This is a genomic window from Acinetobacter sp. WY4, from assembly GCF_018438165.1.
In the GTDB taxonomy this organism is placed as follows: Bacteria; Pseudomonadota; Gammaproteobacteria; order Pseudomonadales; family Moraxellaceae; genus Acinetobacter.
In genome coordinates, this window is record NZ_CP053947.1 from 463,413 (window position 1) to 488,453 (window position 25,041).

The 25,041-nt window shown below is 43.4% G+C and carries 17 protein-coding genes; 5 read left to right on the forward strand and 12 right to left on the reverse strand.

Annotated elements, in window-relative coordinates; all coding sequences use genetic code 11:
• Positions 1–24: 24 nt before the first annotated feature.
• Together G4D73_RS02185 and G4D73_RS02190 are read right to left on the reverse strand one after the other, a co-directional pair.
• Positions 25–1,545, reverse strand: a complete 1,521-nt coding sequence (locus G4D73_RS02185; protein ID WP_213687274.1) for a 3-hydroxyacyl-CoA dehydrogenase — start codon at positions 1,543–1,545, stop codon at positions 25–27.
• Positions 1,546–1,547: 2 nt separating this feature from the next.
• A complete protein-coding gene (locus tag G4D73_RS02190) occupies positions 1,548–2,321 on the reverse strand; it encodes an enoyl-CoA hydratase (protein WP_114541734.1) in 774 nt (257 codons plus the stop codon).
• Between the two features lie 456 nt (positions 2,322–2,777).
• On the opposite strand from G4D73_RS02190, the gene G4D73_RS02195 reads away from it, so the two are divergent.
• From G4D73_RS02195 to G4D73_RS02205, 3 genes are all read left to right on the forward strand, one after another.
• Positions 2,778–4,076: an MFS transporter gene (locus G4D73_RS02195; protein WP_213687275.1), complete on the forward strand. Its 1,299-nt coding sequence runs from the start codon at positions 2,778–2,780 to the stop codon at positions 4,074–4,076.
• 114 nt (positions 4,077–4,190) lie between these two features.
• A complete protein-coding gene (locus G4D73_RS02200) occupies positions 4,191–5,456 on the forward strand; it encodes a DcaP family trimeric outer membrane transporter (RefSeq protein ID WP_213687276.1) in 1,266 nt (421 codons plus the stop codon).
• Between the two features lie 17 nt (positions 5,457–5,473).
• On the forward strand, positions 5,474–6,673 hold the full coding sequence (locus tag G4D73_RS02205) for an MFS transporter (protein ID WP_005106936.1): 1,200 nt from the start codon (positions 5,474–5,476) through the stop codon (positions 6,671–6,673).
• A 172-nt stretch (positions 6,674–6,845) separates the two neighbouring features.
• Here G4D73_RS02205 and G4D73_RS02210 read toward each other — a convergent pair whose 3' ends face one another.
• The 6 genes from G4D73_RS02210 to G4D73_RS02235 form a co-directional block, all read right to left on the reverse strand.
• Entirely contained in the window at positions 6,846–9,425 is a 2,580-nt protein-coding gene (locus G4D73_RS02210) for an EAL domain-containing protein (RefSeq protein WP_213687277.1), read from the reverse strand.
• A gap of 208 nt (positions 9,426–9,633) precedes the next feature.
• The gene (locus tag G4D73_RS02215; protein ID WP_005100324.1) at positions 9,634–10,293 is read right to left on the reverse strand and encodes a 3-oxoacid CoA-transferase subunit B; all 660 of its coding nucleotides are present in this window, start codon (positions 10,291–10,293) and stop codon (positions 9,634–9,636) included.
• Positions 10,293–10,964: a 3-oxoacid CoA-transferase subunit A gene (locus G4D73_RS02220; protein WP_005100322.1), complete on the reverse strand. Its 672-nt coding sequence runs from the start codon at positions 10,962–10,964 to the stop codon at positions 10,293–10,295. Before G4D73_RS02220 ends, G4D73_RS02215 begins: the two co-directional genes overlap by 1 nt.
• 40 nt (positions 10,965–11,004) lie before the next feature.
• Positions 11,005–12,285 (reverse strand): MFS transporter, encoded by a 1,281-nt coding sequence (locus tag G4D73_RS02225; protein ID WP_004646972.1) that lies wholly within the window; start codon positions 12,283–12,285, stop codon positions 11,005–11,007.
• A 255-nt stretch (positions 12,286–12,540) separates the two neighbouring features.
• Entirely contained in the window at positions 12,541–13,740 is a 1,200-nt protein-coding gene (locus G4D73_RS02230; RefSeq protein WP_213687278.1) for an acyl-CoA dehydrogenase, read from the reverse strand.
• Between the two features lie 31 nt (positions 13,741–13,771).
• Positions 13,772–14,926 (reverse strand): acyl-CoA dehydrogenase family protein, encoded by a 1,155-nt coding sequence (locus G4D73_RS02235; RefSeq protein WP_004730987.1) that lies wholly within the window; start codon positions 14,924–14,926, stop codon positions 13,772–13,774.
• Positions 14,927–15,429: 503 nt separating this feature from the next.
• Here G4D73_RS02235 and G4D73_RS02240 point away from each other — a divergent pair.
• Both G4D73_RS02240 and G4D73_RS02245 read left to right on the forward strand, forming a co-directional pair.
• Positions 15,430–16,266, forward strand: coding sequence for an IclR family transcriptional regulator (locus G4D73_RS02240; protein WP_004280319.1), 837 nt, complete (start codon positions 15,430–15,432; stop codon positions 16,264–16,266).
• A gap of 223 nt (positions 16,267–16,489) precedes the next feature.
• On the forward strand, positions 16,490–18,202 hold the full coding sequence (locus G4D73_RS02245; protein WP_213687279.1) for an electron transfer flavoprotein-ubiquinone oxidoreductase: 1,713 nt from the start codon (positions 16,490–16,492) through the stop codon (positions 18,200–18,202).
• A 250-nt stretch (positions 18,203–18,452) separates the two neighbouring features.
• Here G4D73_RS02245 and G4D73_RS02250 read toward each other — a convergent pair whose 3' ends face one another.
• The 4 genes from G4D73_RS02250 to betB form a co-directional block, all read right to left on the reverse strand.
• Positions 18,453–20,660 carry an OsmC domain/YcaO domain-containing protein gene (locus G4D73_RS02250; protein ID WP_213687280.1) on the reverse strand — a complete coding sequence of 736 codons (2,208 nt, stop codon included), beginning with the start codon at positions 20,658–20,660 and terminating at the stop codon, positions 18,453–18,455.
• A gap of 334 nt (positions 20,661–20,994) precedes the next feature.
• Entirely contained in the window at positions 20,995–21,765 is a 771-nt protein-coding gene (locus tag G4D73_RS02255; RefSeq protein WP_213687281.1) for a hypothetical protein, read from the reverse strand.
• Between the two features lie 127 nt (positions 21,766–21,892).
• Positions 21,893–23,548, reverse strand: coding sequence for a choline dehydrogenase (gene betA, locus G4D73_RS02260; RefSeq protein WP_213687282.1), 1,656 nt, complete (start codon positions 23,546–23,548; stop codon positions 21,893–21,895).
• Between the two features lie 11 nt (positions 23,549–23,559).
• Positions 23,560–25,035: a betaine-aldehyde dehydrogenase gene (gene betB, locus G4D73_RS02265; RefSeq protein WP_213687283.1), complete on the reverse strand. Its 1,476-nt coding sequence runs from the start codon at positions 25,033–25,035 to the stop codon at positions 23,560–23,562.
• Between the last annotated feature and the right edge of the window lie 6 nt (positions 25,036–25,041).

The window sequence follows — 25,041 nt, forward strand, 5'->3', positions numbered from 1 at the left end:
GGTGTTATTCCTTTAACTTTCTAATTAATGTGTTGTATGAACAAGTGGTAGACCAAGCTGAACACGGCGACGCAACCAAGGACTTGAACGGTAACGCTGGTCACGGGTAATCGCAGTCATGCGATCCAGAATTTTCAGGATTTTTTCAGCACCCAGCACATCCCCCCATTCAATTGGGCCATATGGATAGCCAAGGCCTAATTTCACCGCGATATTGATATCTTCTACCGTTGCAACGCCTTGCTGGGCAATATCACAGCCGAGATTCACAATCATTGCCAAAGCACGTTGAGCCACAAAGCCGACGCTTTCCTGAATTACGCTGGCGGTCACACCATCCAGATTGAAAATCGATTGGGCTGCTTTTACCAGCTCAGGTTGGGTGACAAAAGTTGGCATCAAGGTACGGTGTTTATGCAGACCATATAGCAGATCGATACACACCACTTGCTGAGGTGCCAGCTGATAACGGATCGCAGCTGATGTTGCATCCTCACCATAAGTGGCAATCAGGATTAAAGCCTCTGCTGAAGGTATCTCAGTTTGCTCAATCTGAATGTTGAACTGCTGCAGATATTGCTCAAGTGCCTGACGGTCTTCGTCATATTCGGTGCCTAGCCAGACTGATGGATATTGACTTAGCTTATCAACCAATGCTGGAGCAACATCACCTTCTTTGCTACCCGAAGTGTAATCATAGAAACCTTTACCGGTTTTACGACCTAACTGCTTGGCAATAAAACGCTGACGGGTAATCACGCTTGGACGGTAACGTGCTTCTTCATAATACTGATGATAAATCGATTCACTCACCGGGTGCGAGACATCCATACCGGTCAGATCACCTAATTCAAACGGCCCCATCTTGAAACCGATTCCGTCACGGTAGATCCTGTCAATATCATAAAATGGTGTGACATTTTCATTCAGAATTGCATAGGCTTCGCTACCAAAGGCACGGCCGGCATGGTTAATGATAAACCCTGGAGTATCTTTAGCTTTGACCGGACGATGACCCATTTTTGTAGAAAGCTGGGTTAATGCTTCAATAATGTCAGCACGGGTATTAAAGCCTTCAATCACTTCGACCACTTTCATGAGTGGGACCGGATTAAAGAAGTGATAACCGGCAACACGTTCTGGCTGCTCACAGTTGGCAGCGATTGCACTGATCGACAATGAAGAGGTATTAGATGCCAGAATCGCCTCTGGTTTTATCATTCCTTCCAGTTGCTGCATCAGTTTTTGCTTGATTTCCAGATTTTCAATAATCGCTTCAACAATCAAGTCACAATCTTTCAGGTCTTCTAGCTGCTGGGCAGTCGACAGATGAGCAATATCTTCAGCGGCTTTTTCATGGCTGAATTTACCTTTATCTGCCAAGGTATTTAATGTTTTGGCCAGTTTATCCTGTGCCTGTTCGGCTGCCCCTTCTTTGGCATCAAACAGTACCACATCATGACCAGACTGAATCGCGATTTGGGCAATACCTGCACCCATTGTGCCTACACCAATAATGCCGATTTTCTGAATCTGAATACTCATGCTTATCGTCCCTGATAATTCGGTTTACGTTTTTCAATAAAGGCCTGCATACCTTCTTTTTGATCTTCGGATGAGAACAGCATCTGGAAAGACTTACGTTCCAGGGTAAGTCCGGCATTAAGCGGCACATCTTCAGCCAGTAAAGCCACTTCCTTGATTTGTTCAAGCGCAATTGGCGGCATTTTTGCCAGACCTTCAGCCATCTTGATTGCTGTTGCAAGGGTTTCGCTGTCTTCCGTTACTTGAGACACTAGGCCAATCTGATAAGCTTCCGGCGCTGGTATCAGACAACCCGTCATGATGATACGCATCGCATGGAATTTACCCACGGCACGGAATAATCGCTGGGTACCACCGGCACCCGGCATGACACCCACTTTCACTTCAGGCTGACCAAACTGGGCACTTTTCCCGGCAATAATAATGTCCGCATGCATGGCCAGTTCACAGCCACCACCAAGTGCATAACCGTTTACAGCTGCAATCACCGGTTTTGAACACTGTGCAATCGCCTGCCAGTAACGTTCAGTCCGGCGCTGCATCATTTGAATGGTTTCTGCATTGGCCAGTTCTTTAAGATCGGCACCTGCTGCGAAATCTGTTTCACCACCGGTAAGAATAATGGCACGTACATTTTCATCGTCATTCAGTTGCAAAAATGCCGCCGCAAGTTTCTGGCGAACTTCTGTATTCAGGGCATTTTTCGCTTCTGGTCGATGAATTTTAACCATCGCTACATGTGCTGAAACTTGTTCTACTTGAACGACCTGTTCCATTAAAATCTCCATTTATTTTGTATAGCGAAATTTTATTTTATATAAAACTAAGGTTTCTCAAGCTATAAATCAAGGATTTTTAACTCCAGAATTCAAAAAAGTTATTTTTTACTAAAAATAGAGTAAAAACTCTTGTTCAATTGCTCATTTTATGATTAATTAATTTCGCAATACGGAATTAAGTATTTTAAATGCAATCTGATTATTCATTTCAATGAATAATCGCCATAAGGCAGAACTTAAAAATAATTTACGAAATCAAATTTTCCAGCAATGAGATGATTTTGATTTAGCGTAATAAAGTGAAAAATCGAATGTAGCCTGATAATAAATACAGCGGCTGTAGCGTTCAGGAGCAAGTCTGTTAAATCAGGAAAACTATGTTTCCGTGAGGAAGAAAAATGGATTTAGCGGTAGCAGAGGAAATGCTACTTTTAATATATAGAGGATATAAGAATGACAAGCGATACCATCGTAACAGGAGACAATAAAACCGATGTCTCCTCCACGGATACCATCAAACAGGCGCCAAAACGTCTATGGATGACGGCTTTTGTCTTTGCTTTTCTGATTTTGCTCTGTGACGGTGCAGATATCGGGATTCTGGCTTTCAGCCTGACCAGTCTGAAAGCTGAATGGGGACTAACTTCTGTACAGGCTGGTGCTTTAGGAAGTTATTCTCTTTTGGGTATGGGGATAGGAGGTTTTATTGGTGGATGGGCATGCGACAAATTTGGACGTGTCCGCGTCATTGTACTGGCCACCATCGCCTTCTCGATCTTGTCAGCCTACTCAGGTTTTGCTCAGTCTTATACTGAATTTGCAATTTTACGTACTCTTTCTTGCTTGGGTTTAGGCTGTTTATATATTGCCTGTAATACCCTGATGTCAGAATACGTACCGACCAAATACCGTACTACTGTACTGGCAACATTGATGACTGGTTTCACTTTAGGTTCATTGGTGATTACCATGATTTCAGGCTGGATTATTCCTGAGTTCGGCTGGCGTATGCTGTACTGGATCACAATTGCTCCATTAGCTTTGGGTATTCTGATGCACTTTATGGTGCCTGAGCCAGAGTCATGGAAACGTGTTCGTGAACTGAAAAGAACTGGTCAGATCGTGGATAACGATGCGAAAAAAGGCAATCCATATATCACCATTCTTAAAGACAAAACCCATGGCAGAATGTTTATCTTATGGTCATTCAGCTCTGGTTTCTTGCTATTCGGTTATTTCGGTGTAAGTAACTGGCTGCCAAGTTATCTTGAAGCTGAATTAGGCATCAAGTTTAAAGAAATGGCCCTGTATATGGTGGGTACGTTTGTCACCATGATTTTTGCCAAAATTATTGCAGGTTATGTTGCTGATAAAATTGGCCGCCGTATTGTATTTGCTTTCGGCACCATGGGAACAGCGCTATTTATCCCTGTCGTGGTGTATATGCATAATGCCGATAACATTGGCGTACTGATGCTAATCTTCGGCTTCCTGTACGGTATTCCATATGCCATCAATGCAACCTATCTAACCGAAAGTTTCCCGACTGGTGTTCGTGGTACAGCGGTGGGTGGTGCATTCAATATTGGTCGTATCGGTGCAATCTTCGCTCCAATTACGATTGGTTATCTTGCGATGCATGGTTCGATTGGTACAGGTCTGTTGGTAATGGGTGCAGCATACTTCCTCTGCGGTTTGATTCCTGCCCTGTTTATTAAAGACCGTTTATACGATCCGCAAAAAGCAGAATAAATACTCTCCGGAAGGCAGTCTAACTTGCTGTCTTCCTCTTTCTCCAAATATTGACCATACGTATAGAAAGGTTTCCTTTCATTCAGGATTAAAAGTTTCTTTAAGGATTAAGAAATGAAAAAATTAGTTTTAGCGACACTATGTGGTATTGCTTCAGCACAGGCATTTTCAGCAGAAGCTTCTGAAGACCGGATGCAGTTTTTAGAATCACAGTTAAAGCAAATCCAGGCAGAACTAGAACAACAAAAAGCAGAGCAACTCGCGCTAAAGACCCAGCAGGAAGAAGCCAAAGCGCAAGACTCTAAAACCCTGAGTTCAATGGTTGACAATGTCGATGTTTATGGTTTGATCCGCTTTGATGGTGCAGTCGATTTCAAAAGTACTCCTAAAGAACGTGGACGTATCATTAACCAGATTAATAAAGTACCTTTTACTGAACCGGATTCAGTCCGTTCCGATTTTACTGCGGCTGCCAGCCGGATTGGTTTCCTGGCCAAAGATCTAGGAGGCAATCCGAATGTTTCTGCTCGTTTAGAAGCCGACTTCTGGACCAACAATGGTAAAGGCGATGGTGGATTACGTATCCGTCATGCACACTTAAAATACCATAACTGGACGTTTGGTCAGGCCTGGTCATTGATGTCAACACCAGAGATTAGCACTGAAGCTGTCGATTACAGCTTGTTCCTGGGTGGATCAGTCCTACGTACGCCTCAGGTGAGCTATGCTTTCAAACTTGATCCAGAAAATACCTGGAATGTCGGTCTGGAATATATGGCCGGTGGCGATCGTTCTTCTGCTTTGCCTGCATTAACCACCAAATATGTTCATCAATCAGGTCCGCTGCATTTACTAGCTCAAGGCTTTGTCAATCAAAAGCAAGCGCAAACAGATATAGGTGATATTGAAAAAGTTGGTTGGGGTATAGGTCTTGGTGGACGTTACCGTTTAGATGATCAAAACTCTATTCAAGGTAACTATTTCCATATGGTCGGTGATCAGCGTATTGCAGCTTTCTTGACTCAAGGTTCAACAACCGATGGTGCTGCCTGGGGTGGCGATTATTCAGTCGATCCAATCAATAATGAACTTTTATTGAATGAGTTCAATAGTATAAATATTGGCTTCACGCATAAATTTACGCCGAAACTACGTAGTAGTATTAATGCCAGCGTGGTTGATTTTGATGATTCTAGCGATTATGCCAAAGCCAATCCGGAAACCAATAAGCGCTTAACCGACTATGTGGCTAACGTGATCTATTCTCCTGTTCCAAAGATTAATTTGGGTGCAGAATATCATCATGGCAAGCGTGAAACCTTTGACAATAAGGAAGCAGATATTTCGCGTATCAACCTCTCTGCCAACTATAGTTTTTAAAGCCTCAGGAGACAAGGATGTCAGCCCAAGGGCAAATTTCACGCCGTTTCATGTTCATGATGGCAATGACCTGCGCACTCTGCGCAGGTTGTAACTATTTTAACCAGCCCTTGATTTATTCTATTGCAGAGGATCTGCAGATCAGTGTAGCTCAGTCTGGCTGGACTGTAGTATTGACCCAAATTGGCTATGCCACCGGGTTATTTTTATTTGTCCCCTTGGGGGATTTGTTTGAAAAACGGCTGTACATTTGCAGTTTGATGTTCTGTACCGGACTGGCGCTTATTGGGCTTTCAGCCAGTACTAATCTGCATATGTTATACGGCTTTACCCTCCTTGCTTCCTTCTGTTCGATTACCACCCAGATTCTGATTCCTTTTGCCGCCAGCCTGTCGCAACGAGATAAAAGTGCCGAAGTTGTTGGCCTGCTCATGAGTGGTGTTCTGGTTGGTATTCTGTTTGCCCGTACCGTGGCCGGACTGATTTCTACTTTATGGTCTTGGCATGCGGTATACCTATTTAGTGGTTGTGCAATTCTTCTGCTAAGTCTGGCCATGTGGTTCCAGTTGCCGAGCGCCAAGAGCCAGTTGCAGATGAATATATTGCAAATTTATCGCTCACTATTTACCTTTGCCCGAACAGAACCCATGCTGATCCGGCGTAGTATGATCGGTGGTTTGGGCTTTGGCATGCTGAGTATTATCTTTACGACCATGACCTTCATTCTGGCTGAAGCACCTTATCATTTTAATGATTTCCAGATTGGTCTCATGGGTATTGTGGGGGTGATCGGCATCTGGTCCTCTCAGTGGACCGGTAAAATGATTGGCAGGCATCGGGAAAAATGGATTGCACATCTGGCCACGTGCGGACTGATTCTGGCCTGGATTCCTTTATTCTTTGCCCAGAATTATTTATGGATTTATATTTTGGGGTTAATTCTGGCTTATTTCGGAATTTCCTGTTTGCATGTCTTGAACCAGAATCTGGTCTATCGAATTTCAATGCAGGCTCGCTCGCGGATTAATGCCATCTATATGACCTGTTATTTTTCTGGTGCCGGTCTGGGTGCATTTTTATCGCTGCATTTATGGAAAAGCTATGGCTGGTCTGCCTGTGTCATTTTAGGTTTTATTTTTGCCGTGTTGATTTTTGCGATTAACTATTATGATCTGAACCAAGAAAGAAATTTAGCCAATATTCAGCCTGAACCTTAGATACTGTTAAAAACCTTTGGGGTTAAAAGCTTATTTTTTATCTCGCTTTCTATACCAAATGCAAATTATTAAGATGATACGCTCATAAAATAGGAAAATTCTTGAAGTCTGTTTAACGTTTCCTTTCTATCTGAAAAGCGGTTGAAAATATTGATATCATAACTTTTTAGAGTTAATTCAACTTATCATTTTCCATCGCGAGATAAACAGACTTCAATTCAGTTAAAGGCGCAGGTTTTGCATAAAAGAAGCCTTGTAGCAGATCACAGCCCTGTTGATAGAGCAAACTAGCCTGACTTAAGGTTTCGACCCCTTCCGCGACAACTTCCAAATCCAGCTGATGTGCCAAGTGAATAATCGATTGCACAATTGCAGCATCCTGACCATCGAGGGTCAGCTCTTCAATAAAACTACGGTCCAACTTGATTTGATTAATCGGCAAGCGACGTAGATAACTGAGACTCGAATAACCTGTGCCAAAGTCATCAATGGCAACCTGTACACCTAAAGTACGCACCGCTTTCAAAATTTCTATGGTTCGATCTGCGCCATTAATGATGACACCTTCCGTAATTTCAATTTTAAGTAATTCCGGCGGTAATTGACTGAGTTCAAGCGCATGTTCAAGTACCTGCAAAAAGCCTGCTCTACGGAATTGCAAAGGAGAAATATTCACCGATACCGTGATCTGGCTATTGTGTGTCTTGTTCCACTCGGCAATATCTAAACAGGCCTTTTCCAATACCCATTGACCTACACTAATAATCTGCCCGGTTCTTTCTGCAAGCGGAATAAAAATCGCTGGGGAAATATAACCCTGCTGCGGATGGCACCAGCGGATTAAAGCTTCTACACCTGTCACCAGTCCAGTTTCAGGATGAACCAGCGGCTGATAGAACAGGTCAAAATTTTCCTGATTGATCGCTTCCATGAGTTCCAGACGCAGATTGGTATAGTCTATTTCTGCGACAGGCTGCATTCTGGTTTTTTCATACCACTGCCACATATTACGACCTTGTCTTTTGGCTTCCTGCATCGCCAAAACAGACTGATAAATCAATTCAGAAGAATGGTGGATCGAACTGTCATCTGCCACGATACCAATACTGGCACTTAAATGTATTTTGTACTGATCAACAATAAACAGCATGGAAAGAAGATCAAGAATTTCTCCGGCGATCGCCTCGACTTCAGTGTGCTCATCTGTCCCTGAGAGCAGCAAAATAAATTCATCTTCAGCGAAGCGGCATAGCACATTATTACCTTGAACAAATTTTTGCAGCCGCTCGCCCACAATTTTGAGAATCTGGTCACCGACCAGATGACCTAAGCTGTCATTAATATTTTTAAAGTCATCCAGATCTATATAGAGCAAGACTAAAGGTTGGGAGCTCTCGTGCCGTGCTTCAAAAATATTTTCCAGAATCTGTTTGAATGCATACTGGTTCGGTAAACCGGTTAAATGGTCATGGGTATGCTGATGCTGAATATATTCTTCGTGAATACGTTGCTGAGTAATATCTTCCTGAATCCCCAAAAAATGGGTGCAGGTTCCTGTCTGGTCAAAAATAGGACCTATGGTTAAACGATTCCAGAACCAGCTACCATCTTTACAGTAACTTTTTATAGTCACCTGAATTTCTTTTTGTTCTTTGACCGCTTGCTTGAGTAATGCAATCTGATCCGGATCAGTATCTGGACCCTGTAAGAAAAAGCAGCTTTGCCCTAGTACTTCTGCTGCCGTATAACCGGTGAGCTTTAGAAAAGCTGGATTCACATACACCATTAGCCTTTCTTCAGAGACATCGGTAATAAAAAGACTATTCGGACTAGCCTCTACCCCACGTTTTAATAATCGTAGAGACTCCTTGTTTTCACGCGATACAGTAATATCTCGGGCAATGCCAATAATACCGGTGACTTTCTGATTTTGAATAATCGGTAAATTGGTCAGATCCAGCCATAAGATATCGCCTGCAACATTATAAATTGGAAGTTCATAATGTTGAGATTTACCTTGCGCTGCTTCTGAAAATGAAACATTCGCAAGTTCATGGAATTCGGGCGGTATGAAGGCACAATAGTGCTGACCATGAATTTGCGCTTTAGAAAAACCTGTAATTTCTTCGCAAGCAATATTGGTATTAAGCACATGTCCCTGCAGGTCAAGTTCAAAAATAATATCTGGATGATAGGTATAAAATGAGCTGTATTTTTCATTAAGCTCATGTCTTTTTTGACGTTCCTGATCAAGCTCGATTGCGAGGGCAACTAATTTTGCCGCTTGCTGTAAAAGCTGAATATGAGGTTCAGTCGGTATTTTGGGTGTTCGATAATAGGTGGCAAACGTTCCGTATAGAATATCTGAAGCATTAATAATCGGCATAGACCAGCAGCTAGACAATTTTTCTGCGTTTACCAAAGCACGGTAAGGCTGCCAGTTTGGGTCTTTCATTAAATTCGGACTAATGACCAACTGACGTAAGAAAGCAGCTACGCCACACGATCCTTGATTTGGCCCAATTTTCAAATCTTGAATAGCATTACAGTACTCTTTTGAAAAGTGCTGTTTGCCACTTATAACATTTAAAGTTTGGGTGTCATCCTGATAGAGCATAATGGTGACAAGCGCATCTGGAATGCGCGATTCAAGCCACTGGCTAATGACATCGAGGATAGGCTTAAGTTCAGTATGGCGACCAATCAGATTAAAAATATGAAAAATTTCTTGATCATCACAATTATTATTCATTCAGACTATCACCTTCCTTAGCTCTTGTTAACATTTTAGACTTATTATTAAAATAATCATTAGCAAAAGTTTGTATTTATATCTTTAAAATACGGAAATATGGTCAATATTACGTGTATTTGATAATAATTCTAAAATTTAAAAATCACAGCCGAAGCTGTGATCTAAAACTATACTTTTACTTAATCAGAATATTGCGGACTTATTTTTAGGCTGCTTGTTGACGACTGTCCACTAATTTACAGCCTGTCTGCTGTTGTAATTCTTCAAAGCTTAAGCCATCCACTATTTCAATAACCTGAGCTTGTCGGTCTTTTAATTCAATCACACACAAATCAGTATAAATACGGTTGACACAATGTTTACCTGTTAGAGGATAAGTCAGTTCTTCAACAATTTTTGCCTCACCGTTTTTGGTCACATGTTCCATGCAAACATAGACACAGCGAGCACCCACTGCCAGATCCATCGCACCGCCTACAGCAGGTACAGCATCAGCATTACCGGTATGCCAGTTCGCCAGATCACCATTAATAGCGACCTGAAAAGCCCCCATGATACAGATATCCAGATGCCCGCCTCGCATGATATCGAAAGAGTCGGCAGAATTCATAAAACTGCCACCTTGCAACATGCTTACGAGTTCTTTACCGGCGTTAATCAGGTCATCATCTGCCTGTTCGGGATCACTCAATGCAGCAAAACCTAAAACGCCATTTTCCGAGTGCAGAATTACTCCTTGTTCAGGTTTTAAATAACCAGCTACGCGTGTCGGCAAACCAATACCCAAATTTACAAAAGAGCCAGTTGGAATGTCTTGTGCAACTTTGGCCACAATCTGTTCACGTGTACGTTTTTGAATATTCATTATTTAATATCTCCAACTTTGACCACATGCTGTACAAAAATCCCTGGCGTTACAATGATCTCTGGATCAAGCTCCCCCAGTTCCACAACTTGATGGACTTGTGCAATGGTGGTTTTTGCTGCTTTGGCCATGATTGGACCAAAATTCCGTGCTGCCTTACGGTAGGTTAAGTTGCCCCAACGGTCTGCCTGATTGGCATACACCAAGGCATAATCTGCATGAATCGGATATTCCAACACATAATCTTTTCCATTGATATTACGGGTTTCTTTACCCTCAGCTATTTTGGTACCAAAACCGGTTGGAGTAAAAACAGCCCCTAAGCCAGCACCGGCTGCCTGAATACGACAGGCCAGATTACCCTGTGGCACCAGTTCCAGCTCAACTTTTCCGGCTTTATACAGGTCTTCAAATACGGTTGAGTTATTGGCCCGTGGAAATGAACAGATCATTTTTTTAACCAGTCCAGACAACAGCAGATTGGTTAGACCACGATCTCCAGAAGCTGCATTGTTGTTAATAATGGTTAAGTCTCTAGGACCAAAGTCAATTAATGCTTCGATTAATTCTACCGGCTGACCTGCCAGGCCAAAACCACTGGTCATAATGTGTGCACCATCAGGAATTTGCTTAAGTACCGTCTCGATATCCTGCGTGATTTTATTCATCATATTGCTTCCTAGCATGTTCTATCTATATTACGAGTGCAGATTAATCTGCCTTTTGTGGATCAAATAAGCGGTCTTTAATAAAGAAAGCGGGTATCAGGCCGCAAAGAAAATAGGCAATGCCCATAATCAGTAAGCCGGTACCAATTGAGCCTCCTTGAGCAAAATAGCCAATGGTAAGAGGTGCAAACACCGCACCCAGTCGGCCTACGTTATATGCCCCACCCACTGCTGTTCCACGCACTTTGGTGGAGAAGCTTTCTGTCATGTAAGTCGCATTAATACCGTATGGAATACCATAGAGAAAACCGAAAAATAACATCAGCCAGAGGATATTATCCGGCGTATTACCAAAGACAATCACAGGGATAAAAATTGCAGTACCCATAGTGCCGAAAGCAAATACCGCACGACGGCCAATCCGGTCAGCGATAAAACCAGCAATAACTTTGGTACACATCATGATCAGGAAAGTCCCGATCATATACATGGTCATTTCTTTAAACTTGATTCCCAGATCAGTCTCTAAATACGCCGGTAGCCAGTTGCTGACTCCATAATATCCAAACTGTAAAAATGCGGTACTGAAGGACCAGAGGATAAACATGCGACGGCTAAGTGCATCTTCAAAAATCATTTTAAAAGTATTTTTTGGTTTTTCCTGCAGAATACCACTGGCTTTTGCATCCAGGCGTGCTTTACGCGCATCTAACCAGGCTTTCGGCTCAGGCACCAAGAAGTACATCGCGAAGGCCAGTACAATTGGAATAATGGCAATATAATAGAGGTATCGCCAGCCAAATTCAGGCAATAGCCATCCAGCCAGAACAGTTGCGACCACCGAGCCTAAAGTCCAGCCAGTCATAAGCGTTGCTAATACTGTAGAGCGATATTTGGTGGGTACATACTCTGCCATGAGGGTATTACAGGCAATATATAGAGCACCTAGTCCAATTGCAGACGTAAAGCGCAGCCATTTGAACTGATCATAACTTTCCACGAATCCTAACCAGAAAGTTAATGAAGAAAACAATGCGATGGCAATGACGATCACACGAACCCGGCCAAAACGGTCACAAGCCCAGCCACCAAAAAAACCGCCGATAGCCATCCCTGCAAGTGTCCAGCTTCCTAAAGCACCGGCCTGCATATTACTTAATGAAAACTCTTGTTTCAGACTGGTCAGACTGTAGGCTAATAATGCAATATCAGCACCATCAACCAGTAATGCCAAAAATGAGAAGATAAAGGCCAGAATCCAGACTCTTTGCTTGGGTTCGTTTCCACCTTCCACTGGGTGTTGTTGTGAACTGATCGTATCCATAATGCTCTTTCTACTTTTTGGCACTCCTGTGCCTTTTTAAAATGCATATTTCACTTAATTATTTAGGTGAAATATAGAATATTTACTAATCATTACCACGCTTGAACCAGGTGGTATAAAAATGATTTTCAAAGTTTTTGATAAAGTTGCTCTATAGAAATCACATAGCAATACATTGAAAGATGTGATTAAGCCGCGATTCTTAACCCCGAAAACAATCTAGCCAGCAATGCTGGCTAGAGGTAGATCTCAGGTTTAGTTGCAAAAGGCTGCAATTCCGGTTTGTGCACGACCTAAAATCAAGGCATGTACATCATGGGTACCTTCATAGGTATTTACCACTTCCAGATTAACCAGATGACGGGCCACACCGAATTCATCGCTAATCCCGTTACCGCCCATCATGTCACGGGCCAAACGGGCAATATCCAGCGCCTTGCCGCAGTTATTACGCTTAATTAAAGACGTACCTTCAACTGACGCAATGCCCTCATCTTTCATGCGGCCAAAACGTAAAGCCACCTGTAAGCCAAGGGCAATTTCAGTTTGCATATCTGCCAGTTTTTTCTGAATTAACTGATTCGCAGCAAGTGGTCGGCCAAACTGTTTACGATCCATGGTGTATTGATGTGCGGTATGCCAGCAGAATTCTGCAGCTCCCATGGCACCCCATGCAATCCCGTAACGCGCACTATTCAAGCAAGTAAAAGGCCCTTTTAAACCACGAACTTCCGGAAATGCATTTGCTTCTGGAACAAAGACGTTATCCATTACAATTTCACCGGTGATCGAGGCACGTAGACCCACTTTACCGTGAATCGCTGGAGCAGAAAGCCCTTCCCAGCCTTTTTCTAGAATAAAGCCACGAATGTCACCGACATTACCTTCGGCAGAAACTTCTTTAGCCCAAACTACAAATACATCAGCAATCGGGCTGTTGGTAATCCACATTTTTGCGCCAGTTAAACGGTAACCACCCTCGACTTTTTTGGCACGGGTAATCATGCTGCCCGGATCCGAACCATGATCCGGCTCGGTCAGGCCGAAGCAACCAATATACTCACCGGTTGCTAATTTCGGTAAATACTTCTGCTTTTGCTCTTCAGAACCAAATTCATTAATTGGCACCATCACCAGAGAGCTTTGTACGCTGGCCATTGAGCGATAACCTGAATCGACACGTTCAACTTCACGGGCAATCAGACCATAACTGACATAATTTAAACCTGCACCACCGTACTGTTCCGGAATGGTTGGACCGAGTAAACCCAGTTCTCCCATTTCACGGAAAATAGCCGGATCGGTTTTTTCATGACGGAACTGTTCCAGTACACGCGGCATCAGTTTGTCTTGACAGTACGCTGCCGCTGCATCGCGAATCATGCGCTCTTCTGATGTCAGTTGCTGTTCTATTAAAAACGGGTCTTGCCAATCAAATCTAATTTTTGTCGTCATTTTAATATTTCCTTATTTTAAAATTATGAGATTAGGCGGTTGCTTGTTTAATCATTTCACGCGCAATAATAATTTGCTGGATTTGTGTGGTTCCTTCATATAAACGGAACAGACGCACATCACGGTAGAAACGTTCAATTGAATATTCACTGATATAACCCGCTCCACCATGAATCTGCAAACAGCGATCAGCAACTCGACCACACATTTCAGTTGCAAACATTTTGGCACAAGAGGCTTCAGTCGTAACATTTTGGCCAGCATCACGTAGACGCGCAGCATCCAGCACCATACATTTGGCTGCATAAATCTCGGCTTTGGAGTCTGCCAACATACCTTGGATTAGCTGGAAATTCGCAATGGGCTGGCCAAACTGTTTGCGTTCCACTGCATAGTTAAGTGCATCTTCCAGCATACGCTCTGCCATGCCGACGCTATAACCGGCAATGTGCAGACGGCCCTTATCTAGAACGCGCATTGCTGTTTTGAAGCCAATCCCTTCTACACCGCCAATCAGCTGATCTTTATGCACTTTACAGTTATCAAAAATTACATCACAGGTATAGGAACCATGTTGGCCCATTTTCTTGTCAATTTTACCTAGGCTTAAACCAAGTGTGCCTGCTTCGACTAGAAATGCTGAAATACCGCTCGCACCTTTAATCTCTTGATTGGTACGTGCCATCACGGTAAATGTCGTGGCACGTGGTGCATTGGTGATAAAGCGTTTAGTTCCGTTTAAAATATAATAATCGCCGTCTTTGACTGCACTGGTTTTTAAAGCAGCAGCGTCTGAGCCGGAATCCGGTTCGGTCAAACAGAATGAACCAATAATTTCGCCCGTTGCATAACGCGGTAAATATTTCTGTTTTTGTTCTTCTGTACCGTCGATAATGATGCCACTTGAGCCAATGCCGTTGTTAGTACCAATTAAAGAGCGGAATGCAGCTGATGTATGACCTAACTCCATCGCGACCAGAATTTCTTCTTCCATGGTAATGCCTAAACCACCATATTCTTCTGGAATCGTCAGGCCAAACAAGCCCAGCTCTTTCATCTGTTCCACAATATGTTCAGGAATGGCGTTGTTCTCTTCTACTTCATGCTCAAGAGGCACCAGTTCATTTTTTACAAAATCGCGAATCGTTGACAGAAGTTGGTCTAGCATTTCCGGATCACGAATCATATGAATCTCCATGGATATAATTTAGGTAAATTCCTTTACCCTTATTTTTGTTTCGTATTACGAAATAAATAATCATATAAAATCATTTTGAGCAAGTGAAATTATTAAAAATTTTATATTTTAACTAAAAAATGAAATTTTTATGGTATTCCAGTTGATTTGTGTTTAATATTTAATTTCACGATACGAAATATTTTGATGAGTGATTATTCTATTTATCAGTTTTTTTGAATAGATAATTAAACCTTTTTTCTTGCTGTAATATTTATCGATCACTGACTCTTTCGGAGAAATCGAAACTTTTTAAATATATTGGCTACGTGTTAAACCTAAAAAACTAGATGATTTTATATTGTCTTCAAAGTTGGGTAACAGGATTCTTTTCGACCACAAATAATTTCGGCACTTTTTCCTATATTTTATCTTTTGTAGAAGTGTTTTATTTTGTATCGTGAAATTATGTTGCTATCATATTCATTAATTTAACTTTAATTGCCCTGACCATGACAAAAAATAAAACTGGTGAAATTCCCAACTTTGATGAAATCCGTTTAGATCCGATTTCACATATTCATAGAGAAAATAATCCTCAATTTATTGCGTCTATTGCGCGTGGATTGGAAATCTTACGTTGCTTTTCAGCGACCAATCAATTGCTTGGCAATCAGGAAATTGCACAATTAACCAACTTACCCAAGCCAACTGTGGCCCGTATTACCAGCACCCTAGTTTCTTTAGGTTATTTAAAACAACTACCGAATACCACGAAATATCTGTTGGATGTTGGCGTATTGGCTTTGGGTTATGCAGCTTTGAGTAATATTTCTGCGCGGACTCAGGCTTATCCGTTTATGGAAGAAATGTCCCGTTATTCCCAAGCCCCTGTGGCAATGGCTACCCGTGACCGTTTGAGCATGATTTATCTGGAAGTGGTACATACAGAATCGACGCTAACCATGCGCCGCCCTGTCGGTTCGACTTTACCGATTCATAGCAGTGCCATGGGACGGGCCTGTCTGGCAGCGATGGATGTGAAGGAACGCGAATATTTATTTGATGCCATCAAGAAAAGAAACGAAGATCAGTGGCCAACCATCAAGCGTAATCTGGAACGTGCAATCCGTGATTATCAGGATTATGGCTACTGTCTGTCTTTAGGTGACTGGGCTAAGGATGTGAATTCCGTGGCAGTTCCGTTGGTTCACCCCAAACATGGGATATTAACGTTTAACTGTGGTGCCCCAAGTTATCTGTTAAATCAGGAAAAACTGGAAAATGAAATTGGACCGCGTCTGATTCACATGGTGAATAATATTGCAATGAATCTCAATAACATATAAAAAATTAATTATCAGAGCGACATTAAGTCGCTCTTTTATTGAATACCCAATCTACACATCTTCTTCCTTTATCCAGAATTCTCAGCAAACCCTTTTAATGCTGCGAAATAGATAAGATTTAAAAAAGATAAATTCCTATTCCAAATAAAAAGATCAAAAATAAGCTTCATAAGCGATTTAGATAATGCTATAAATATCGTATAGCGAAATTGGATTTTATATTATGGAAGATATAACAAGAGAATCGATGGAGTTTGACGTCGTCATCGTAGGCGCAGGCCCTGCGGGTCTTTCTGCTGCGATCAAAATCCGTCAACTTGCAATTGAAAACAACTTAAACGATTTGTCCGTTTGTGTCGTAGAAAAAGGCTCCGAAGTCGGTGCGCATATTCTGTCTGGTGCTGTGCTTGAACCGCGTGCCATGAACGAGCTGTTCCCGGACTGGAAAGAACAGGGTGCCCCGCTGAATGTCCCGGTGACTGAAGATAAAACCTTCTTCCTGCTTTCAGATGAAAAATCACAGGAAGCACCGCACTGGATGGTGCCTAAAACCATGCATAACGATGGCAACTATGTCATTTCACTGGGCAATGTGGTGCGCTGGTTAGGCCAGAAAGCGGAAGAACTGGAAGTGTCGATCTTTCCGGGCTTTGCCGCGTCTGAAATTCTGTATCATGCCGATGGTACAGTCAAAGGCATCCAAACCGGTGATATGGGTATTGGTAAAGATGGCGAACCAACGCATAACTTTACCCCGGGTTATGAACTGCATGCCAAATACACAATTTTCGCTGAAGGCTGTCGTGGTCACTTAGGTAAACGTCTGATCCAGAAGTTCAACCTGGACAAGGACGCTGATCCGCAACACTACGGTATCGGCATTAAAGAACTCTGGGAAATCGATCCGGCCAAACATAAACCGGGTCTGGTGATGCATGGTGCCGGCTGGCCGCTTTCTGAAACCTGTTCTTCAGGCGGCTGGTGGCTCTACCACGCCGAGAACAACCAGGTGACCCTGGGCATGATCGTGGATCTGTCCTATACCAACCCGCACATGTATCCTTTCATGGAAATGCAGCGCTGGAAAACCCATCCATTAATTAAGCAATATCTCGAAGGTGGCAAGCGTATTTCCTATGGTGCCCGTGCCGTGACCAAAGGTGGTTTTAACTCGCTACCAAAATTCACCTTCCCGGGCGGCTCATTGATTGGTGATGATGCCGGCTTCCTGAACTTTGCCAAGATCAAAGGTTCTCATACAGCCATGAAATCCGGCATGCTCTGCGGTGAAGCGGTATTTGAAGCGATTGCTGCTGGTGTAGAAAAAGGCGGTGATCTGGCGGTGGCGCGTGTTGTAGAGGGTGAAGATTTCTTCGTGAAAGAACTCACGGCGTATATCGACAAGTTCAACAACAGCTGGCTAAAAGAAGAGCTGTATAACTCGCGTAACTTTGGCCCGGCAATGCACAAGTTCGGTCAATGGATCGGTGGTGCCTTTAACTTCATCGACCAGAACGTATTTAAAGTGCCTTTTACCTTGCATGATCTGGTTCAAGACCATGCTGCGCTAAAAACCCAGGCAGCTGAAAGCTTCAAGCCAAACTATCCAAAACCGGATGGCAAGCTAACCTTTGACCGTCTGTCTTCAGTGTTTGTATCGAATACCGTGCATGAAGAGAACCAGCCAGCACATTTGAAACTCACCGATGCTTCAATTCCGGTGGAAGTCAACCTGCCGACATGGGATGAGCCTGCACAGCGTTACTGCCCGGCGGGGGTCTATGAGATTATGGAAAATAATGACGGTTCGAAACGTTTCCAGATCAATGCAGCCAACTGTGTACACTGCAAGACCTGTGACATCAAGGATCCGTCCCAGAACATCACCTGGGTGACACCGGAAGGTGGTGGTGGTCCGAATTACCCGAATATGTAAGGTAATTCCTGTGAATGAGAAAAATACATCTATTTCTCACATTCATATACCCACTCTTGAAGCAGTTAGTATTAACACTTCACTTTAATTTTTTAGGTAATCCCAGCTCCCTCGGGAGCTGGAATTAATAAGTTAGAATAGAAATAATAGAAAAGATTTTATAGCGTACTGGATATAAAAATGGCTTAACCAAAATGAGCTAAGCCATCTTTAAAATTTAAAACCAATGACGAAAAATTTTAGTCATTCATTAAGATTTTTGATTTGCTACAAACTTGGCGCGTGCTGCATGCAGTTTTTTATAGCTGTCAATTAAACGTAGATGACGGTCCAGCCCTTCAAGCTGCATGTTGGTTTCGGTCAAACCATAGAAACGAACTGTGCCTTCGATTGAACCGAGAACGGCATCCATACGGGCATCACCAAACATACGACGGAAGTTGTGTTCATAATCTTCCAGTTCCATTTCATCATCCAGAATGACTTCCAGAACGACATTCATGCACTGGTAGAACAAGCCACGTTCAACGGTATTGGTATTGAACTGCAGGAACTGCTCAACCAGATCTTTGGCTTCTTCAAATTGCTGCAAAGCCACATAAATTAGAAGTTTCAGTTCCAGAATCGTCAGTTGCCCCCATTCGGTATTTTCATCGAACTCAATACCGATTAAGGTTTTGATCTCAGTATAGTCATCCTCATCTGCTTCTTGCAGACGCTCAACCAATGCTTCCAGTTGTTCATCATCCAGACGGTGCAGATTCAGGATATCTTCACGGTATAAAAGCGCCTTATTAGTATTGTCCCAGACCAGATCTTCTACCAGATAAATTTCCGAATAGCCCGGTACTAGAATACGGCAAGCCGTGGCTCCTAAATGCTGATACACCGCCATATAAACTTCATGGCCCATGTCTTCCAGAATCGTGAATAATTCCTGAGCTTCATCTGCATTCGAATTTTGACCGTTATTCGTGAAATCCCACTCGATAAAATCATAATCTGATTTCGCGCTGAAGAAACGCCAAGACACCACACCGCTTGAGTCGATAAAATGTTCGACGAAGTTATTTGGTTCAGTCACGGCGTTACTGCTAAAGGTTGGTTTTGGCAGATCATTCAGACCTTCAAAACTACGGCCTTGCAATAACTCAGTCAGACTGCGTTCCAAAGCCACTTCAAAGTTTGGATGGGCACCAAATGAGGCAAATACACCGCCGGTACGTGGGTTCATCAAGGTGACACACATGACCGGGAACTGACCGCCTAAAGATGCATCTTTGACCAGAACCGGGAAGCCCTGTTCTTCTAGGCCTTTAATGCCTTCAACAATTTTTGGATATTTTGCCAGAACATGTTCAGGCACATCCGGTAGTGCCAGTTCACCTTCCAGAATTTCGCGTTTTACCCCACGTTCGAAAATTTCAGAAAGACATTGTACTTGCGCTTCAGCCAAGGTATTGCCGGCACTCATCCCGTTACTTAAGTAAAGGTTTTCGATCAGATTCGACGGGAAATAAACGGTTTCACCATCAGACTGACGTACAAATGGCAGTGAGCAGATGCCACGTGCTTTATTACCAGAGTTGGTATCATAAAGATGGATACCCAATAATTCATCTTCAGGATCATAAATTTCACGGGTATGTTCATCTAAAACTTCTGCAGGTAGTTCGCCATTCGAACCTGGCTGGAACCATTTTTCATCTGGATAATGCACAAATTCTGCATTGGCAATATCCTCACCCCAGAACTGGTCGTTATAGAAGAAGTTACAGTTCAGACGCTCAATAAATTCACCCAAAGCAGATGCCAGCGCACTTTCTTTGGTCGAACCTTTACCGTTGGTAAAGCACATTGGCGACTGCGCATCACGAATATGCAATGACCAGACATTCGGCACGATATTACGCCAAGACGCAATTTCAATCTTCATGCCGAGGCCTGCCAGAATGGCAGACATATTGGCAATGGTTTCTTCCAGCGGCAGGTCTTTACCTGGAATGAAAGTCGTATGATCAGAAGCCAGACTTGGCATCAATAAAGCTTGAGCATCCGCATCAATGCTTTCCACTTCTTCAATGACAAATTCAGGACCGGTTTGAATTACTTTCTTGACAGTACAACGATCAATCGAACGTAAAATCCCTTGGCGGTCTTTTTCAGAAATATCAGCCGGCAGTTCCACCTGAATTTTAAAAATCTGTTTATAGCGGTTTTCAGGATCAACAATATTGTTTTGCGAAAGGCGGATATTATCAGTCGGAATGTCACGTGCTGCGCAATAGACTTTGACAAAATAAGCCGCACAAAGTGCTGATGACGCCAGAAAATAATCGAATGGGCCGGGTGCCGAACCATCGCCTTTATAGCGGATCGGCTGATCGGCAATCACCGTGAAGTCATCGAACTTGGCTTCCTGGCGAAGATTATCGAGATAATTGACCTTAATTTCCATGTGGATACCTAAATATTCTTATGTGCCGTCACGGACAGATAAGATGCTAAATCTGAATATACAAGCCGGTTCACGGAGGAGAACTTGAATGAAAAATAGAAAATGGTCAGGTTATACCATTTGACGAAGTGTCTGGATAACGCTGCCGAGAATGGGCGCTATTATAGAATTATTTTATGAAATTGATAATGTTTGTCTGAAATTCTGCCAGATTAAACCAGATCCTAAGTCTTTCCTGAGCTGCCGGAGCATGAACCAGCTTCAAGCCATGAATTATATGATCAATCAAGCTTGCGGATAAGGCAGATTTTCACCTGCCTAGTCCGAGATAACTTTAGAAATCATAACTCAATGCAACTACTGCAAGATTACGCTGCTTTTCATCATAACGGTCATAACCGCCAAAGATATATTCACCCGACAAACTTACCTGAGGTAAGAGCGCATAACTAAGTCCGGCAGAAGCATAACGAAAGGCAAACTGCTTTTCGGTATCGCCCAGTTCACCGCCCTCATATTTGCCTTCATCGTTAAAATAGCTTCCCGCTGCCGTAACGCTGGCATTCAGGCGATCATTCAACTGATGATTCAGGTTAAGCGTATAAAAAGTATCGCCCTGATTGACATAAGCCACATCATACAGATAGGTCGATACACTGGCGCCAATACTGGTCTGATCATTCAATGCACGACTTATATTTAAACCCAGCTCATTTCCGGTAGTATGCTTGCCGCCCGGATAATAATAGGTTGCGTTCCATAGATCCCAATCATAATTTTCGCTGCTATGGGTATAACCCAGCAGAAAGTTATGCTCGAATTTGTCTGAACGATGTCCCTGACGCCCCTGCACTTCTGCATAAGAGTATCCAAGCGTAGATCCCCAATATCCGACATAAAAATTACCATAAGCCAGATTCAATGCAGCCTGTACAGCAACATCATCATTTTCAGGCGCATTGGTCAAACCGCGGGAGACGTATTTGGAGACCACACTCAAGTTTCCGCTTGCTTCTATTTGTTTTACTTCCGCATCATCGGCATAACAGTAAAAACTTGAAACAGCAGCACAGCCAAACAGCACTGTTTGATTGAATATTTTCATAAAATATAAATGTATTAAGTAAAGCGGAGATAAAACCGAAAGCAGTCGAGGTTTTATCTCCGCTTTGGGACAAAATTGAAATTCGCTTTACTCCTGCTTTGCTAGGCGGCAGGAATAAAACCATAATTTAAGCGCGAGGCGCCTTGTAAAAAGGTGCAGATGAAGGCGCAAGAGCAGGTTTGCCACGAATATGGTCTGCCAGTTTTTCAGCGATCATAATCGTAGTTGCATTGAGGTTACCGGTAATGATCAAAGGCATAATCGAGGCGTCAATCACACGCAACCCCTGCATTTCATGTACGTGTCCATAACCATCGACAACCGCCATGTCATCCTCACCCATTTTACAGCTACATGATGGATGATACGCGGTTTCTGCATGATTACGAACAAATTCATCAATTTCAGCATCTGTTTGTAGATGTTTTCCCGGACTGATTTCTTCACCACGATAGGGATCCAATGCCGGCTGATGCATAATTTCCCGGGTAATACGAATGGCATCACGGAATTCGCGCCAGTCCTGTTCAGTACTCATATAGTTGAACAGAATACTTGGATGTTCAAACGGATCTTTGGATTTCAGGCGAACCCGACCACGAGATGGTGAACGCATAGAGCCCACATGTGCCTGAAAACCATGTTCATGAATGGCATTGGTGCCATTATAATTAATCGCCACAGGCAGGAAATGATACTGGATATTGGGCCAGTCAAATTCGTCTGAAGAGCGGATAAAACCACCGGCTTCAAACTGGTTACTGGCCCCAATACCTTTACCTAAAAATAACCATTCAGCGCCAATCATCGGCTGGTTATACCACTTGAGTGCCGGATATAAGCTGACAGGTTTTTTGCACTTATATTGCAGGTACATTTCCAGATGGTCCTGCAGGTTTTCACCCACGCCTGGCAAATCCTGAACCACAGGAATATCCAGACTTTTTAACAGTTCAGCTGGACCCACGCCGGAGCGTTGCAGGATTTGCGGTGAGGCGATTGCACCACCACATAATAAAACTTCACGATCCGCAAAAACCTGAATCGGCTGTAAGGTATTTTGTCCTTCAAAATATTCCACACCAATCGCCTGATTACGATTAAACAGAATCCGGTTGGTCATAGCGTGGGTAATAATCGTAAGATTATCCCGGCCTTTGGCCATATCCAGATAACCGCGTGCTGTACTGGAACGACGGCCTTGCGGCGTTACGGTACGGTCCATCGGCCCAAAACCTTCTTGCTGATAGCCATTCAGGTCGTCAGTACGTGGATAACCGGCCTGTACACCGGCCTCGACCATGGCATGGAACAGTTCATTATTCCCATTTTTAGGTGTTGCGACCGAAACCGGTCCAGAATCACCATGATAATCATTGCCGCCAATATCGCGCGTTTCAGCTTTTTTATAATACGGCAAACATTCGGCGTAGCTCCAGTGTTCTAGCCCCTTCAGGCTGGCCCACTGTTCAAGATCCATAGCATTACCGCGAATGTAACACATGCCGTTAATTAATGAAGAACCGCCCAGCCCCTTGCCGCGCCCGCACTCCATACGACGGTTATTCATATGTGGTTCAGGATCGGTCAGATAGGCCCAGTTATAACGGCGTCCCTGTAATGGATAAGCCAATGCAGCCGGCATTTGTGTTCTGAAGTCTAGACGGTAATCCGGCCCACCCGCTTCCAGCAGCAGGACTTTCACATCCGGATCTTCAGTTAAACGCGCTGCGAGCACATTTCCTGCCGAACCTGCACCGATAATAATATAGTCGTAATTCATCCAATCCTCCCTTATGCGCTAAATACAGACTGGAAAGGACTGAGTTCGACCTGAACTGACTTGGTCTGGGTATATTGCTGTAGCGTGACAATACCGTTTTCGCGACCGACACCCGAATGTTTATAACCACCCACTGGCATTTCTGCAGGAGATTCGCCCCAGGTATTAATCCAGCAAATACCGGCTTCAATTTGATGAATAATACGGTGCGCACGTGCCAGATTTGGTGTCACGACACCAGCTGCCAAACCATACTCGGTGTCATTGGCACGACGAATCGCCTCTTCTTCTGAGTCATAACTCAGAATACTCATGACTGGACCAAAAATTTCTTCACGGACAATCGTCATGTCGTCACGGCAATCGGTAAATACCGTTGGTAGCACATAAGCGCCTTGGACAAATTGCTCATCTTCGGCACGGCCACCACCACAAAGTAAACGAGCGCCTTCTTTTTTGCCCTGTTCAATATAATCCAGCACTTTTTCCATATGAGAGAAGCTGGACACTGGACCAAAATTGGTCTCAGGATCAAGTGGATCCCCCATACGAATATAAGGAATACGCTGCAGAATCTTTTCTTCGAATTCTGCTTTCAAGGCTAAAGGTACAAATACCCGTGTACCATTGGTACAGACCTGACCGGAACTGTAGAAGTTGGCCATCATGGCAATATCTGCCGCCAGATTCAGATCGGCATCTTCACAGATAATCAGCGGAGATTTTCCGCCCAGCTCCATAGTGACTTCTTTCAGACTGGAATTCGCAGCTTGGGCCATGACTTTTTTGCCGGTCGCGACACCACCGGTAAATGAAACTTTGGCTATGTCCGGATGTGAAGTCAGATAGCCACCAATGTCACCACTGCCGGTCACCACATTGAATACGCCATGCGGTACACCTGCTTCAGTATAAATTTCTGCCAGTTTTAATGCAGTTAAAGGCGTTACTTCACTGGCTTTAAAGATCATGGCATTGCCCGCTGCCAGTGCAGGTGCAGATTTCCATAAGGCGATTTGAATCGGGTAATTCCATGCGCCAATTCCAGCGACGACACCCAAAGGTTCACGGCGGGTATAAACAAACGAACTGCTTCTGAGCGGGATTTGCTGGCCTTCTAATGCTGGCAAAATACCTGCATAGTATTCGAGTACATCTGCACCTGTCGCAATATCGACGGTGGATGTTTCACTGAAAGCTTTACCACTGTCGAGACTTTCTAAACGCGCCAGCTCATCATTACGTTCACGGAGGATGGCAACAGCCTTGTTCAAAATACGCGAACGTTGAATCGCCGTCATTTCTGCCCAGACTTTTTGTCCTTTCTGTGCCGATTCAACAGCGCGATCGATATCTTTTCGCGTACACACTTGCACGTCTGCCAGAACTTCGCCTGTTGCAGAATTAATCGTTTGAAACGTGCTATTGGACGTTGCATCGACATATTGTCCATGAATATAAGGACGTTGCAGTTTGAATGTTGTCAATGGAAT

What these genes read in the sequence shown, in the direction of transcription:
- G4D73_RS02185 (WP_213687274.1), bottom strand. Translation starts at nt 1,545, where the DNA reads ATGAGTATTCAGATTCAGAAAATCGGCATTATTGGTGTAGGCACAATG.
- G4D73_RS02190 (WP_114541734.1), bottom strand. Translation starts at nt 2,321, where the DNA reads ATGGAACAGGTCGTTCAAGTAGAACAAGTTTCAGCACATGTAGCGATG.
- G4D73_RS02195 (WP_213687275.1), top strand. Translation starts at nt 2,778, where the DNA reads ATGACAAGCGATACCATCGTAACAGGAGACAATAAAACCGATGTCTCC.
- G4D73_RS02200 (WP_213687276.1), top strand. Translation starts at nt 4,191, where the DNA reads ATGAAAAAATTAGTTTTAGCGACACTATGTGGTATTGCTTCAGCACAG.
- G4D73_RS02205 (WP_005106936.1), top strand. Translation starts at nt 5,474, where the DNA reads ATGTCAGCCCAAGGGCAAATTTCACGCCGTTTCATGTTCATGATGGCA.
- G4D73_RS02210 (WP_213687277.1), bottom strand. Translation starts at nt 9,425, where the DNA reads ATGAATAATAATTGTGATGATCAAGAAATTTTTCATATTTTTAATCTG.
- G4D73_RS02215 (WP_005100324.1), bottom strand. Translation starts at nt 10,293, where the DNA reads ATGAATATTCAAAAACGTACACGTGAACAGATTGTGGCCAAAGTTGCA.
- G4D73_RS02220 (WP_005100322.1), bottom strand. Translation starts at nt 10,964, where the DNA reads ATGATGAATAAAATCACGCAGGATATCGAGACGGTACTTAAGCAAATT.
- G4D73_RS02225 (WP_004646972.1), bottom strand. Translation starts at nt 12,285, where the DNA reads ATGGATACGATCAGTTCACAACAACACCCAGTGGAAGGTGGAAACGAA.
- G4D73_RS02230 (WP_213687278.1), bottom strand. Translation starts at nt 13,740, where the DNA reads ATGACGACAAAAATTAGATTTGATTGGCAAGACCCGTTTTTAATAGAA.
- G4D73_RS02235 (WP_004730987.1), bottom strand. Translation starts at nt 14,926, where the DNA reads ATGATTCGTGATCCGGAAATGCTAGACCAACTTCTGTCAACGATTCGC.
- G4D73_RS02240 (WP_004280319.1), top strand. Translation starts at nt 15,430, where the DNA reads ATGACAAAAAATAAAACTGGTGAAATTCCCAACTTTGATGAAATCCGT.
- G4D73_RS02245 (WP_213687279.1), top strand. Translation starts at nt 16,490, where the DNA reads ATGGAAGATATAACAAGAGAATCGATGGAGTTTGACGTCGTCATCGTA.
- G4D73_RS02250 (WP_213687280.1), bottom strand. Translation starts at nt 20,660, where the DNA reads ATGGAAATTAAGGTCAATTATCTCGATAATCTTCGCCAGGAAGCCAAG.
- G4D73_RS02255 (WP_213687281.1), bottom strand. Translation starts at nt 21,765, where the DNA reads ATGAAAATATTCAATCAAACAGTGCTGTTTGGCTGTGCTGCTGTTTCA.
- betA (WP_213687282.1), bottom strand. Translation starts at nt 23,548, where the DNA reads ATGAATTACGACTATATTATTATCGGTGCAGGTTCGGCAGGAAATGTG.